Below are 13,521 nucleotides of genomic sequence, written 5' to 3'. Positions count from 1 at the left end.
GACAAGTGCCGACAGGGAGAATTTGGGTTGCTCGATTCACCCCGGACGGCCCTTCACGGAATCTGTCCCCGGGGCATCAGTCAGCCGGTGGTAGGCTTCACTCGCCGCGCGCTTTTCCGCCGCCCGACGGCTTCCCGCGCGCGCGCGCACCGGGTCTACCAGACCACTGACCTGGCATTCGATGACAAACTCCTGAGCGTGCTCGGCGCCAACGATATCCACCACCCGGTACTCCGGCAGCGGTCGCCCTCGGGCCTGCAACCACTCCTGAAGGCGGCTTTTGGGGTCCTTGTCGATTTCCAGGGACAGCTGCGCCATCCGCGGCGCGTACCAGGCCAGTATCCGCTGGCGCGCAGTTTCCAGGCCGGCATCCAGATAGATAGCGCCAATCAACGCCTCCACGGCATCGGCGAGAATAGATGCGCGGCGATGACCACCGCTTTTCATCTCACCCTCTCCAAGGCGCAGGCAGTCCCCCAGTTCCATTTCCCTGGCCAGCTCGGCCAGCGTCTCCCCACTGACCAGCCGGGCGCGCAGGCGGCTCAGCTGCCCTTCCCGCCCTTCGGGAAATTTGTCGTACAGGGCGGCGCCGATGGTGAATCCGAGGATGGAATCCCCAAGGAATTCCAGGCGCTCGTTGTTGCGGCTGCCGTGGGAGCGATGTGTCAGCGCCAGTTCCAACAGGTCCCGGCGCCCAAACTGGTGGCCAAGGCGCAGACAAAGGCGCTCGAGCAGAAGATCAGTTGTCACGTTTGCGGAATTGCTCCAGGTCTACCAGAGGCTCGCAGCAAAGCTCCGGTTTTGCGGTATTGAGCTGCTTGTCGAACTTCATTACTACATCGACGTTATAGATCAACGGCTGGCGCAATTCGTAGTCGATACTCACCAACATACTGTCGGCGCCGCGGATGACCTTGACTGACTTGGTGGGCTCGCCGCGCACATTGTTAATCAGAAAGAAACGATCCAGTTCCTTTTTGATATCGGCCCGGGAAAGTTCGCGCAAGTTGGGGTTTTCGGCGAGCTTTTTCAGCCCTTCCTCCACGTAGCGGGCATCGATATAGGCCGGTGCCATTTTGGAGACGCAGGTCAAAATAAAACCGAACATCGCAACAACCAGCAACCAGCCCCAGTAACTCATGCCGCGCTGACGGAAAAGAGAAGTACGGAGTCGCACGCTCATGATTGTTCCCTCGATTATTATTGCTGTAGTAGGTTCTCTTGTGATTACTCAATCTTACCCGCCCGGTCAAAGCTGGGCAGACTCAATAATTTGTCCCAGTGCATCCATATGGCGAAGGCCTTGCCGACCACATCCCGCTCCGGCACAAAGCCCCAGGAGCGGCTGTCGAGACTGTTGTCGCGGTTGTCGCCCATCATAAAGTAGTGTCCCTCGGGGACAGTCGCACTGAAGTTGCTGAAACGGCTCGGCGCTATCTCTTTGGCCATCAGGTGGCGGTGTCCGCCGACCTCCTCCCAAAGTACTTCCACCTGCGGATTGGCTGGCGGCAGCGCCTGGATCAATTCCTGGGGTGCCAATTCGCCATTGATGTAGAGCATATTGTTTTTCAGCTCGATCTTATCACCCGGCAACCCGATCACCCGCTTGATAAAGTAGGTATCGTTCATATGCGGGGGGAAGAACACCATCACATCGCCGCGCTTGGGTTCACCGATATCCAATACCTTGGTGCGCGACACCGGCAGGCGCAGGCCGTAAGCGTACTTGTTCACGAGGATGAAATCCCCAACCTGCAGTGTTGGCACCATGGACGCGGACGGGATCTGGAATGGCTCAATCACAAAGGAGCGCAATACGAACACAATTGCCAACACCGGAAAAAAGGACTTGGCGTATTCCACCATTACCGGCTCGGCCTGCTCCCCTCCGGCCTCTTTTCGGCGCCGGCGTGCGAAAAATAGGCTGTCGATCAGCCAAATGCCGCCGGTGATGATCACCAGCCAGAGCAGAATCAGGGGGAAGTTAATATCCATTCGCTATTCTCTGTTGTCCCTCGGCACAAAGCGCGGCCGATTACTGGTCCACTTTCAATACCGCCAGGAAAGCCTCCTGGGGGACCTCAACCCGCCCCAGTTGCTTCATGCGGCGCTTGCCTTCTTTCTGTTTTTCCAGCAGCTTTTTCTTACGCGTCACGTCACCGCCATAACACTTGGCCGTGACGTTCTTGCGCAGCGCCTTGACTGTGGTCCGCGCGATCACCTGACCGCCGATGGCTGCCTGAATGGCGACATCAAACATCTGACGCGGAATCAGCTCCTTCATTTTTTCCGCCATGGCGCGCCCTTTCTGCTGGGCGTTGTCGCGGTGCACGATCAGAGCCAGTGCGTCCACCCGATCGCCGTTGATCAGAATATCCAGGCGCACCAGTTTGGCCGCTTCAAATCGCGCAAAATTGTAATCCAGGGAAGCAAACCCGCGGCTGACGGACTTGAGACGGTCGAAGAAGTCCATCACAACTTCGCTCATCGGCAACTCATAGCGCAGCGACACCTGCCCGCCCACATAGTGCATATCCTTCTGGATGCCGCGCTTTTCCACACACAGAGTAATCACATTACCCAGATATTCCTGCGGCACCAGGATATTGGCCTCGGCAATGGGCTCGCGCATTTCGTCAATGCTACCGGGATCCGGCAGGCGCGAGGGGTTGTCCACATACACCACGGAACCATCGTTCAACGCCACTTCGTAAACCACGGTGGGTGCAGTGGTGATCAGATCCAGGTCATACTCCCGCTCGAGCCGCTCCTGGATAATCTCCATATGCAGCATACCGAGGAAACCACAGCGGAAGCCGAAACCGAGGGCATCGGAAGTCTCCGGTTCATAAAAGAGCGAGGCATCGTTCAGCGACAGTTTGTCCAGGGCATCGCGGAACGCCTCGTAATCATCGGAACTGACCGGGAAAAGCCCCGCATACACCTGCGGCTTCACTTTCTGGAAGCCCGGCAGTGCCGGAACCTCCTCTGCGCCCTTGGCGTGAGTAAGGGTATCGCCGACAGGTGCGCCGTGGATATCCTTGATACCGGCCACTACAAAGCCCACCTCGCCGGCGCGCAGTACATTGGTGACCTTGCGCTTCGGGGTAAAAATCCCCACTTCGTCCACCACGTGGGCACGGCCGATAGACTTGGTCGCAATTTTGTCCTTGGTTTTCAGAGTGCCCTGTACTACCCGCACCAGGGATACCACGCCCAGATAACTGTCAAACCAGGAGTCGATAATCAGTGCCTGCAGCGGCGCGTCCGCGTCGCCTTCAGGGGGCGGTACCAGGCGCACCAAGTCCTCGAGAACGTCCTCCACCCCGAGACCGGACTTGGCACTGCAGCGGGTGGCCTCGCTGGCATCGATACCGATGATGTCCTCGATCTCCTCGGCCACTCTATCCGGATCCGCCTGGGGCAGGTCCATTTTGTTCAGTACCGGAATCACTTCCAGTCCCTGCTCAATGGCGGTATAGCAGTTGGCGACCGACTGGGCTTCCACGCCCTGAGCCGCGTCGACAACCAGCAGTGCGCCCTCGCAAGCGGCCAGGGACCGGGAGACTTCATAGGAAAAGTCCACGTGCCCGGGGGTGTCGATAAAGTTCAGCTGGTAAGTTTTGCCGTCGCGCGCCGTGTAGTTGAGGGTCACGCTCTGGGCTTTGATGGTGATGCCGCGTTCCCGCTCCAGGTCCATGCTGTCCAGCACCTGCTCAGCCATTTCGCGATCGGACAGGCCGCCGCATACCTGGATAAAGCGGTCCGCCAGGGTGGATTTCCCGTGGTCGATATGGGCAATAATGGAAAAATTGCGGATATGGGAGAGATCTGTGGCCACTGCGGAGTAGAAATCCTTAAAAATCAGAACGTTAGCCGGCGGATGTGCCGGCTGTGTGGCGCAAGTCTATCAGGAGTCGCGAGCCGCGACCATCGGCATCCCCACACCGGGGACACGGAATGTCCGGAACTCCGCATTGTTCTCATTTCCGAAGTCGATATCGCCACTTTTGGAACTTATGACACTCCGGGAGCGGCGCTCCCGGAAGTCCCTGAAAAGGGCTAGTCGTCGATTTGAATAGTTCGGAAGGTGGGCTGTCCGGCGCGGAAGAAGCGGATAGGCAAGAGCTCATCGGCCGGAAGGTCCTCGACCACTTTGTTGTAGTCCTTGAGATCTTCCACCTCCTCAAAGCCCAACTGGGCGATGATATCGCCACTGCGCAACCCGGCCTTGGCTCCGGGCTTGCCGGGTACGACCCGTTTCACCAGAACCCCGGACTCCACACCCCAGCGCTGTTTCAGCGTTTCGGGAATCTCGTCAACGATCAGGCCCAGTCGGCCACCGACACCGCTGGGCACGCTGGTTCCGGCCTGATGCTCACCCTCGTCACCCGGCAGCGCACCCACTGTCAGGCGCACGGTTTTCTGCCGCCCCTCGCGCATCAAGTCCACCGCAACTTCACTGCCCGGGCGGGTTTGCCCCACCACGTGTGGCAGATCCCCGGACACCATAATTTTGCGGCCGTCGAAACGGGTGATGATATCCCCGACCTTGATGCCCGCCTGATCCGCCGGCGCACCCGCCTCCACCTGAGCAACCAAGGCGCCATTGGGCTTACCAAGCCCCATGGCCTTGGCCAGGTTGCGATCCACGTCCTGGATGGCCACCCCCAGCCAACCGCGGTCCACGCGACCTTTTTCTTTCAACTGTTCCACCACATCGCGGGCGACACTGGAGGGAATGGCAAAAGACAGGCCGATGGAGCCGCCGCTGCGAGTGTAGATTTGCGAGTTAATGCCGACCACTTCCCCCTTCAGGTTGAACAGCGGGCCGCCGGAGTTGCCCGGGTTGATGGCCACGTCAGTCTGAATAAAAGGAACGTAGTTTTCGCGATTCTCGTTGGGAATACTGCGCCCCATGGCACTGACAATCCCCGCGCTGGCGGAGTAGTCGAGGCCGAATGGGGAGCCGATGGCCACTACCCACTCGCCAACCTTGAGCTTCTCGGAATCCCCCCAGCGGATTGTCTGCAGGTCATCGGCGTCAATTTTCAACAACGCAAGGTCGGAGCGGGTATCGGTGCCGATGATTTTGGCCTCGTATTCGCGGCGGTCAGTTAAGGTCACCACCACTTCATCGGCCCCATCCACCACGTGATTATTGGTGACCACATAGCCGTCCGAAGAGACGATAAAACCGGACCCCATACTGGCGACGGGACGTTGCTGGCGGCGCGGTTCCAGCAAATGACGGAAAATGTCCGGGATTTCCTGGTACTGAGGCGGCAGACCACCGGTTGTGCGGTTTCGCTCAACAGTGTTGATCTTCACCACCGCCGGAAAATTGTCGTCGATCAGCCCGGTGAGGTCGGGCAACCCCCTGGCACAGGCGGGTACCGATACCAGAAGGCACAGGGCCAGCAAATACTGCGTGCAGCGTGTAACCATACGTTTGTTACCCCTAGTGATCCCTAGTAATATGCAATCTATGGATTTCGGTGTCCCCCTTCGGGGCTGGCTTCAAAAATTGGGGCGCAGCGAGGGACAATCAAGCTACTTATTAGTAGCAATCTGGCCATAAAAGTTCTCTATCCAGTGTAAAGCAGCGTTAAGGCCCCGCCATGTCCGCACTGCGCCCGCGCTCCGACCGCGGCCACTTTTGCCACCCCCACACTCAGTACGGCGCCACCGAGCTGGGAGCCCCCCTCTTTTACTTTCCCGCGCAAAGTGGTGACAAACACGGTATTGTGATGGCCGGCACCCACGGCGACGAAGTTGCGGCAGTGGTGGCACTTTCCTGCGCCCTGCGCGCACTGCCGCCGTCAGCACTGCGCCACCATGTGATACTCGCCGTAAACCCCGACGGCTGCCAGCTGGGGCTTAGAGCCAACGCCCGTGGCGTAGACTTGAACCGCAACTTCGCCACCGCCAACTGGGACGGCAGCGGCACCACCTACCGCTGGAACAGCGAGGCGGAAGCGCGCGACGTGCGTCTGAGCACCGGCAGCAAACCGGGCTCAGAGAAAGAAACCCGAGCCCTCTGCCGGTTGATTGCCGAATTACAGCCCGCCTGGGCAGTATCCATCCACGAGCCCCTTGCCTGTGTCGAAGACCCCGATGACAGCACCCTCGGCCAATGGCTGGCAGGGCAACTGCAACTGCCACTGGTCAATGATATTGGATACCAGACTCCCGGCTCCTTCGGCACCTGGTGCGCCGAGCGCAGCTTACCGTGCATCACAGTGGAGCTTCCCCCCGTCTCCGCGGATGCGGCCAGTGAAACCTATCTACAAGCGCTGATTCAGTTGCTGACTTACGAGCAGTAACCCCACCTCGGCCGGTGAACCGAACGGTGGGCCGCCCCGCAGGCCTGCGATATAACTAAAGAGTCTTTCATTAATTCGCCCTTACAACGACAAGGTTATGTCGAGAGCAGATGAGAAGTTCAGGTGATGAAATCGGCAGCTCCGCCGTTTGTAGCACTCATTTCATTACCGGAACACCTTGAGTGCACCAAAGCACGCCCGCAAAGGCACCCGAATGTTGAAGGAAAGAAAAGATGAGCCCCTGTCAGCGGGACGTTTCCAGATGCAGAAGTACTGGTGCATAGGTGGGATCAGCGGCGTGGCGACGACTGTGCAACCGTACCAAAGCGGCTCCGCCGAGCAATCCTATGAGTGCGCCAGCCATGGCCCCGAACTCACCGGCCAGGGCCTGGCCTCCCAGGGCCGCCAGCACCAGGGAAATCAGCGGCAACAGGTACACCAGCAAGGCCCCACTGGCCAAAGCGTTTTCACCGATACCAATCACAACGGTATCGTGCAAAGCGATATCGTCTGGGTCCCAGCTGTTCAGTGCCACACGAATGCGTGAAGCCGATGAGAAATAGCCGCTCAGCAGCCCTGTACCGCAGCTGCCCTGCGAGCTGCAACCGCTACAGCCTCCGCGCTGGGTGGTCTCCACCCAAATGGCGTCCGGCTCTATCGCTACCACCCTTCCTCGTTCTTCCAACAAACCGGCACTCTCCGTTCAGCCACCCACAGCTACCGCGCCCGCAACACGCCGGGCAGTTGTGTCGGGAATTTCGCCCACAACCGTAACTGTGTAGTTGACACCATCCACTACCAGACGGTCCATATAGGCGACTGTAGCGCCGCGAATAGCCCGCCCTTTGAACTCCAGCTTTGGAGACAGGCGCTGCACGAACACAGTGAAAACACTGATTCCGTCGCTAAACACCAGCATGTCACCATCGGACAGAGGTTTGACCAGCACGGCCTGGAAACCGTCCGGCAACCAACGCAATTGCCAGCGGCTTTGCGCATTTGCACAGGGATTGCGGTTATCAATACGGCGCGCATCTTTGGAGTGCGGCTGCAAATCGGCGTCCTGCACCGGTGAAAGATCCAGCTGCACAAACTGATAACGCTCCAGTACCCGCCCCTTGGCACTCACGAGCATAGATTTCAACGGCAAGCCCGTCTCCCGGTCGAGACTGATCACCAGCCCCAGGCGGTGATGATCCCGCGGGCGCGCCTCGATCACCACGGCCTCGCGATCGGCGATACGCTCTTCACCGCGCAGAATAAACTGATAGTTGCGCTGCACCTTTTGCTGACCGGCTTGAGTCCATAGCGCTGTGCGCGCTACGGGGCTGGTGGGCTCTTCGCAACCCCGTGCGCTACCATGGCTGATCAGCTCGCGCGGCTCACCGCTCAAATAACGCACCCGCTCTACCGAATCGCCATCGCGCACAGCGTGCACAACTTGTATGGTCTCCAGCATACCCGCGTGCTCGAAAGTCACCAGGCCGTGGTATTCAAGCTCGGAAACCGCACGGGCCAACTTGCCCAGCCAATGCTCCACCGGCACTTCGCCGTCCTGGGCTCGGGAGGCCGGAGCCAACAGAAACAAAGCCAACAGCAGGCTGTTGGCTTTTATAACGATTGCAGAAAAAGACCAGCGATCGTTCACAGGCACTCCAGGGCTACATATCAAGCTGTTCACCATAAGTGGCGCGTGCAAAAGGCACCATTCCCTGGCTACCCACATGGGCGGCCTGCTCCGAGTGTTGAATCATCACCCGGTTCAGGTGGCGCATCAGCTCGGGGGTGGGGACCTGTTGAATCACGGCCTGACCACTGCCTCCCGGCTGGTAGTCGGGCACCAAGCGCGGAGACGCGGTACTGACAGAGCGGGCACTGGGCGCGGGGACATAAAAGCCGGAAGGCTGTGATGCGGACTGCACCGGCTGCTGGGCCGGGCGCTCCACTTCCGCCACCAGCTCGGTACCGGAGTCCCGCTGCACCGAAGAGATTTGCTGCACCCCGAGAATCGCCGCGAAAGCCACTGTCGCCGCCACCGCACCCCGGCTCATGGGACGCCACCAACGGCTGTCACGCCATCCGCCAGGTGCTCCGCCACCACCGCCACCGGATTGCATGGGCGGTTCCTCCCTTTCTATAGCAGCGGAAATGCGCGCCGCCAAGTCACCGTCCACTGGAGCAATCTGTTCCCGGCGCAGCACACTGGCCGCCAACTGATAGCGTGACCAGCGCGCCCCCACCTCGGAGGAAGCCGCACTTGCCTTAAGCAACCGCTGCAGCTCCAGCTCGCCGACCTCACCATCCATCAGCGCTGACAGCGACTCGTACAGACGTTCCTGATGCTTTCCGTGGGACATAGGGGGTAACCCTCTCTGCTCTGTGCGATATTTTTTAGTGCCCGGACAGGCACCCTTTTGGTTGTTACTTTTGACCAGGGATGCGGAGCTTTGTTTCGCCACCAGCGAAAAAATTCAACCGCGGTCTCCCAGCGTCTCGGGCTCACCGGCCATGACCGCCTGAACCGTGCGGTCTATGGCCTCGCGAGCGCGGAAGATACGCGAGCGCACCGTGCCCACAGGGCACCCCATTACCTCTGCGATCTCCTCGTAACTGAGCCCCTCCATTTCGCGCAATGTCACCGCCGAGCGCAGATCCTCCGGCAGGGCGCGAATAGCTTCGTGAACCGCGGCCTCAAGCTGGTCGCGAAACAACTGGTTCTCCGGCGTCTCATTGTCCCGCAACAGATCGGCACCGGAATAAAACTCGGCATCGTCCAAGTCCACGTCCGAGGATGGCGGGCGGCGACTGCGGGAAACCAAGTGATTTTTGGCGGTATTGATGGCGATTCGATACATCCACGTATAGAAAGCGCTTTCGCCACGAAAATTGGCCAGCGCCCGGTAGGCCTTGACAAAGGCCTCCTGTGTTACGTCCTGCACCTCGCTGTGGTCTTTGATAAAGCGGCTGATTACCGCGACGATCTTGTGCTGATATTTCAGCACCAACAGGTCGAAGGCGCGCTTATCCCCCTTCTGAACCCGCTCCACCAGCTGGCGGTCACTCTGTGGCGCCGATTGCGCTGTCATCCCCTACTCCCTTTACGCCCAAAAACAACAGTCGCACCGCAAGCTCCGCGACTGAAAATCGCGGGGATGCCGACGCAGGCGCTTCTTGTATCGTGTTGATGACAATGGCAATAGGGCATAAGTTCCGAGCCAAATCGACGAATTCAAAGGAAGCGCTATACTACGCGACCCCTAAACATAAATGAAATCTATGAAAGCACAGGTCCCACCCAATCCCAAAGACTTCGATGTACTGGTCATCGGCAGTGGTGCCGCGGGCCTGACACTGGCCCTGCACCTGGCGAGACGCCACAGTGTGGCCCTGCTGTCCAAACAACGACTGCAGGACGGTTCCACCTGGTTTGCCCAGGGAGGCATTGCCGCGGTACTCGACGAAATGGACTCGGCGGACTCCCACATCGCCGACACCCTAGACGCTGGTGCCGGTCTCTGCCACCCGGATGCCGTGCGATTCACCGTGGAGAACAGTGCCGCCGCCATCCGCTGGCTGATCGAACAGGGCGTGGACTTTACGCGCGAGGAGAGCGGCTATCATCTGACCAAAGAGGGAGGCCACAGCCACCGCCGCATAATCCACAGCGCCGACGCTACCGGCCGCGCCGTGCACAGCACCCTGATCGAGCGAGTGCGGGAAGTCAAAAATATCCACTGCTTCGAACACCATGTGGCACTGGACCTGATCCGTCAGCCAGACCCGGTCAAAGGCCGTTTCCGCTGTGCGGGCGCCTATGTATACAACAAGGCCACAGAAGATGTGGAACTGTTCCAGGCCAAGGCAGTGGTTCTCGCCACAGGGGGCGCCAGCAAGGCCTATCTCTATACCAGCAACCCGGACGGTGCCAGCGGCGACGGCATCGCCATGGCCTGGCGCGCTGGCTGCCGGGTCGCCAATATGGAATTCAACCAATTCCACCCCACCTGCCTCTACCACCCCAAAGCCAAGGCTTCGCTCGTCACCGAGGCCCTGCGCGGCGAGGGGGCGCAACTAAAGCTGCCCAACGGCAACCGATTTATGCATCGCTTCGATAAACGCGGCGAACTGGCGCCGCGGGACATAGTGGCGCGCGCCATAGACCATGAGATGAAGCGTATCGGTGCCGACTGCGTTTACCTGGATATTTCCCACAAGGACCCGCAGTTCGTGCGCGAACACTTCCCCACCGTTTACAAAAACTGCCTGCAGTACGGTATCGATATCACCAAAGAACCTATCCCGGTGGTACCCGCGGCGCACTACACTTGCGGCGGCGTCATCGTCGACCAGTTTGGCCGCACAGACCTCGACCAACTCTACGCCATTGGCGAAACCACTTTCACCGGCCTGCACGGCGCCAACCGCCTGGCCAGCAACTCCCTGCTGGAATGCCTAGTCTACGGCCGGTCCGCCGCACTGCACCTGGAGGAGACACTGGACTCGGTACAACCGCCGCGCTGCGCCCCGGCCTGGGACGCCTCGCGGGTAACCGATTCAGATGAAGACGTGGTGATCTCTCACAACTGGGAGGAGCTGCGCCGCTTTATGTGGGACTATGTGGGCATTGTGCGCACACGCAAACGCCTACTTCGAGCTCAGCACCGGGTAAAGCTTCTGCAACAGGAAATTCGTGAGTTTTACGCCAACTATAAGGTCAACAGCGACCTGATTGAGCTACGCAACTTGGCACTAGTGTCCGATCTCATCATCCGCTCGGCCCTGGACCGCCGCGAAAGCCGCGGCCTACACTACTCCCTGGACTACCCGGACCTGCGCGAACTGGCGATGGACACCATTCTGGTGCCGGAAAACTTCGCCGGACAGCGGCAATTCGTCTGACCACAGAGGGCGGAGCTGCCCGCCCTTTCCGGCCCGAGGTATTGCAGGACAACCTTCTTCCTGCCTCCCCAGAACCAACAACCGCGCTCCCGCAAATTCTTTTGCGGCTTCCCCCTTAATAATTCGCCTCCTGACGGTAAAGGCTCTTCGGTGTTGGATGAGAAGCCCAGGTGATGGGATGGACATTTCGAAATCGTCGGATACACGGATGTATCCGCCGAAGCGACAGGAACGCACTCGTGCGTTTGCGAAATGCCCATCCCATTGCCTGAGCGCCTCGAAGCCAGCTACAGCACCCAAGCGAATTAATCAGTTCCCTAGCGCGAAAACCGCAGCGCCACCTGCAACCGCCGCCAGTCATCCCCATGCATGGAATCCCGCGCTAACACCAGCCGCAGGCGGCGCCCCCGCAGATCCCGGCCATTAATCACTATCAACCAGCGCCACAGCACCAGCTCGCCGCGCAACGTAAACTCGCTCTCCACCCCGTCGCCCTCGCGCCAAAACCAGCGCCGCTCACGGGTGCTCAACACGCCGGACATCGAGCGCAGCCGGCGGTATTCAAAGCCCATATAGATCAGCACCAGGGCCACCGCGGGCAAGAAGAGATAAAGCGGTAAACGGCACCACCAGAGCAGTGCCAGCGCTTGCAGAAGTGTCAGAAGAAGAAGGCTGAAAAGAAGGCGGGAAGGTGCCACGGCACAGGACAGCCGGGCACTGCGCTCGGAAGACAGGGAATGCGCATTACTCCTGCAGACCGGTGTTGTCACGGATAATCTGCACTATTCGCAACAAATCCGGATCCGCCGGGTCCTCGCGGCGCAAAAACCAGGCAAACAAATCCTGGTCCTGCTCGTCCAGCAATTTGATATAGCGCTGCTGGTCAGCCTCGTCCAGGGTATCGTAGACATTCTCCAGAAACGGCAGCAGTACCAGGTCCAGTTCCAACATGCCGCGGCGACTGGCCCAAAACAGGCGATTGCGATCCATAGGTTAAATTCCACCCCGTTAAATATGCGCGCAGTATACTCCCCTCCCCCGCAAAGTTGAAAAGTCGCATGAAGCTTGAAAAGCCCTCACCGATCCCCAAATTATCCTCCTCATCAACCCAGAGGCGTGGAATATATGGATCAACAGCAATGGCAGGACTTTCTCACAGGCGAAGGCGCCATTTGGGAAGGACCTAAAGCGCACTTTCCGGAAACAGAGGCGGACCTGCATCTGGTTGACCTGACCCCGCTTGGCGCCATCTCCATCAAAGGCCCCGACAGCCAAAAATTCCTCCAGGGGCAGCTCACCTGCGACCTGATCACTCTGCCGGACGGCCGCAGCACCCTGGGCGCCCACTGCAACCCCAAAGGCCGCATGATCAGCGCCTTTAACGCCCTCAAGGTGTCCCAACAGGAATTCGTTTTCCGCATGCCTAGGGATCTGACCAACATCGCGCGTGATGCCCTGGCCAAGTACGCAGTTTTCTTCAAAACCGAGCTGGCAGACATTAGTGAACATTTCCGTTGGCTGGGACTGCAGGGTAAAAACGCCCCCCAAGCTACCACAAAGCTATTGGGCCTGAACGATCTGACGGCCGGTGAAGTACGCACGTTTGACTTCAAGGGCGAACGCATCCTGGTGCAGGCACTGAACGACCGTCAAGTGGCACTGCTCGCACCCAGTGTGTCGGCTCCAGGCCTCTGGCAGCAACTGAGTGACAAAGCCGATCCCGCTGGCTACGACCGCTGGCAACAACTGCAAATTGAAAATGGTGTTCCCCAACTGTACGCCGCCACCAGTGAACTGTTTATCCCGCAGATGACCAACCTGCACCTACTCGGGGGTGTCAGTTTCAAGAAAGGCTGTTACACCGGCCAGGAAGTTGTGGCGCGAATGCAATTCCGCGGCGCCGCCAAACGCCGCCTCTACCGCGCCATCTGCCCCTCCGGAGAAATACCTACACCAGGACAACCGGTCTTTGGGGAAGGCGAGCAGAGTATCGGTAATTTGGTGGAATCCTGCCGCAGCGAAAAAGGTATCGAATTGCTGGCCGTACTCACTATCGCCAAAGTGGCTGCCGGGGAACAGATGCGGCTTGAGGATGGAAGGTCACTGGAACTGCAGGAACTACCCTACGACGCGGACGCGGACCCACTCGCTTGAGCAAGCATCCATCCAGCCTTTGGTGGTCGAGGTATTTTCGGGCGGAAACCACCGCCCGCGCCGATTAACGGCATAACCGCAACCGGCTGTTTTCAAGCAGCATGGAGCAACCGATGCAGCCAGATTCCAACCATGAGATAGA

Annotated in this window: 14 protein-coding genes; 3 read left to right on the top strand and 11 right to left on the bottom strand. The window is 59.2% G+C overall.

Annotated elements, in window-relative coordinates:
- Nucleotides 1–36: 36 nt before the first annotated feature.
- From rnc to BM155_RS02430, 5 genes are all read right to left on the bottom strand, one after another.
- The gene (gene rnc / locus BM155_RS02450) at nucleotides 37–750 is read right to left on the bottom strand and encodes a ribonuclease III (protein WP_175487738.1); all 714 of its coding nucleotides are present in this window, start codon (nucleotides 748–750) and stop codon (nucleotides 37–39) included.
- On the bottom strand, nucleotides 740–1,183 hold the full coding sequence (locus BM155_RS02445) for a DUF4845 domain-containing protein (RefSeq protein ID WP_067152703.1): 444 nt from the start codon (nucleotides 1,181–1,183) through the stop codon (nucleotides 740–742). The genes rnc and BM155_RS02445 overlap by 11 nt, the downstream gene beginning before the upstream one ends.
- A 44-nt stretch (nucleotides 1,184–1,227) precedes the next feature.
- Nucleotides 1,228–1,995 carry a signal peptidase I gene (gene lepB / locus BM155_RS02440; protein ID WP_067152701.1) on the bottom strand — a complete coding sequence of 256 codons (768 nt, stop codon included), beginning with the start codon at nucleotides 1,993–1,995 and terminating at the stop codon, nucleotides 1,228–1,230.
- A gap of 40 nt (nucleotides 1,996–2,035) precedes the next feature.
- Entirely contained in the window at nucleotides 2,036–3,841 is a 1,806-nt protein-coding gene (gene lepA / locus BM155_RS02435) for a translation elongation factor 4 (protein WP_067152699.1), read from the bottom strand.
- A 221-nt stretch (nucleotides 3,842–4,062) separates the two neighbouring features.
- The gene (locus BM155_RS02430) at nucleotides 4,063–5,448 is read right to left on the bottom strand and encodes a DegQ family serine endoprotease (RefSeq protein ID WP_074900878.1); all 1,386 of its coding nucleotides are present in this window, start codon (nucleotides 5,446–5,448) and stop codon (nucleotides 4,063–4,065) included.
- Between the two features lie 173 nt (nucleotides 5,449–5,621).
- Between BM155_RS02430 and mpaA the strand changes: the two genes are divergently transcribed.
- Nucleotides 5,622–6,326 (top strand): murein tripeptide amidase MpaA, encoded by a 705-nt coding sequence (gene mpaA, locus BM155_RS02425; RefSeq protein WP_074900876.1) that lies wholly within the window; start codon nucleotides 5,622–5,624, stop codon nucleotides 6,324–6,326.
- Nucleotides 6,327–6,570: 244 nt separating this feature from the next.
- On the opposite strand, the gene BM155_RS02420 is transcribed toward mpaA, so the two are convergent.
- The 4 genes from BM155_RS02420 to rpoE all read right to left on the bottom strand — a co-directional run bounded on the left by BM155_RS02420 (nucleotide 6,571) and on the right by rpoE (nucleotide 9,412).
- Nucleotides 6,571–7,014, bottom strand: coding sequence for a SoxR reducing system RseC family protein (locus BM155_RS02420; protein ID WP_074900874.1), 444 nt, complete (start codon nucleotides 7,012–7,014; stop codon nucleotides 6,571–6,573).
- A gap of 15 nt (nucleotides 7,015–7,029) precedes the next feature.
- Entirely contained in the window at nucleotides 7,030–7,974 is a 945-nt protein-coding gene (locus BM155_RS02415; RefSeq protein ID WP_074900872.1) for a MucB/RseB C-terminal domain-containing protein, read from the bottom strand.
- A 13-nt stretch (nucleotides 7,975–7,987) separates the two neighbouring features.
- A complete protein-coding gene (locus BM155_RS02410) occupies nucleotides 7,988–8,683 on the bottom strand; it encodes a sigma-E factor negative regulatory protein (RefSeq protein WP_074900870.1) in 696 nt (231 codons plus the stop codon).
- Between the two features lie 114 nt (nucleotides 8,684–8,797).
- Nucleotides 8,798–9,412: an RNA polymerase sigma factor RpoE gene (rpoE, locus tag BM155_RS02405; RefSeq protein ID WP_067152688.1), complete on the bottom strand. Its 615-nt coding sequence runs from the start codon at nucleotides 9,410–9,412 to the stop codon at nucleotides 8,798–8,800.
- A 181-nt stretch (nucleotides 9,413–9,593) separates the two neighbouring features.
- Between rpoE and nadB the strand changes: the two genes are divergently transcribed.
- On the top strand, nucleotides 9,594–11,225 hold the full coding sequence (nadB, locus tag BM155_RS02400) for an L-aspartate oxidase (RefSeq protein ID WP_074900868.1): 1,632 nt from the start codon (nucleotides 9,594–9,596) through the stop codon (nucleotides 11,223–11,225).
- A gap of 317 nt (nucleotides 11,226–11,542) precedes the next feature.
- Here the strand turns inward: nadB and BM155_RS02395 are convergent, their stop codons facing one another.
- Both BM155_RS02395 and BM155_RS02390 read right to left on the bottom strand, forming a co-directional pair.
- Complete coding sequence (locus BM155_RS02395) at nucleotides 11,543–11,995, bottom strand: protein YgfX (protein WP_082817408.1); 453 nt, start codon at nucleotides 11,993–11,995, stop codon at nucleotides 11,543–11,545.
- Nucleotides 11,970–12,215, bottom strand: a complete 246-nt coding sequence (locus BM155_RS02390; protein ID WP_067152682.1) for an FAD assembly factor SdhE — start codon at nucleotides 12,213–12,215, stop codon at nucleotides 11,970–11,972. The genes BM155_RS02395 and BM155_RS02390 overlap by 26 nt, the downstream gene beginning before the upstream one ends.
- A gap of 135 nt (nucleotides 12,216–12,350) precedes the next feature.
- Here BM155_RS02390 and ygfZ point away from each other — a divergent pair, with 135 nt between their 5' ends.
- On the top strand, nucleotides 12,351–13,379 hold the full coding sequence (gene ygfZ, locus BM155_RS02385; RefSeq protein ID WP_083421051.1) for a CAF17-like 4Fe-4S cluster assembly/insertion protein YgfZ: 1,029 nt from the start codon (nucleotides 12,351–12,353) through the stop codon (nucleotides 13,377–13,379).
- Nucleotides 13,380–13,521 lie beyond the last annotated feature (142 nt).

The organism is Microbulbifer thermotolerans (assembly GCF_900112305.1).
Lineage (GTDB): Bacteria > Pseudomonadota > Gammaproteobacteria > Pseudomonadales > Cellvibrionaceae > Microbulbifer > Microbulbifer thermotolerans.
The sequence above is the reverse complement of the archived record's forward strand: the minus strand, read 5'-3'. Positions and strand labels throughout refer to the sequence as shown.

Bases quoted from the DNA above. Each gene is read 5' to 3' on its own strand.
- BM155_RS02445 (WP_067152703.1), bottom strand. From the start codon at position 1,183: ATGAGCGTGCGACTCCGTACTTCTCTTTTCCGTCAGCGCGGCATGAGT.
- lepB (WP_067152701.1), bottom strand. From the start codon at position 1,995: ATGGATATTAACTTCCCCCTGATTCTGCTCTGGCTGGTGATCATCACC.
- BM155_RS02430 (WP_074900878.1), bottom strand. From the start codon at position 5,448: ATGGTTACACGCTGCACGCAGTATTTGCTGGCCCTGTGCCTTCTGGTA.
- mpaA (WP_074900876.1), top strand. From the start codon at position 5,622: ATGTCCGCACTGCGCCCGCGCTCCGACCGCGGCCACTTTTGCCACCCC.
- BM155_RS02410 (WP_074900870.1), bottom strand. From the start codon at position 8,683: ATGTCCCACGGAAAGCATCAGGAACGTCTGTACGAGTCGCTGTCAGCG.
- rpoE (WP_067152688.1), bottom strand. From the start codon at position 9,412: ATGACAGCGCAATCGGCGCCACAGAGTGACCGCCAGCTGGTGGAGCGG.
- nadB (WP_074900868.1), top strand. From the start codon at position 9,594: ATGAAATCTATGAAAGCACAGGTCCCACCCAATCCCAAAGACTTCGAT.
- BM155_RS02390 (WP_067152682.1), bottom strand. From the start codon at position 12,215: ATGGATCGCAATCGCCTGTTTTGGGCCAGTCGCCGCGGCATGTTGGAA.
- ygfZ (WP_083421051.1), top strand. From the start codon at position 12,351: ATGGATCAACAGCAATGGCAGGACTTTCTCACAGGCGAAGGCGCCATT.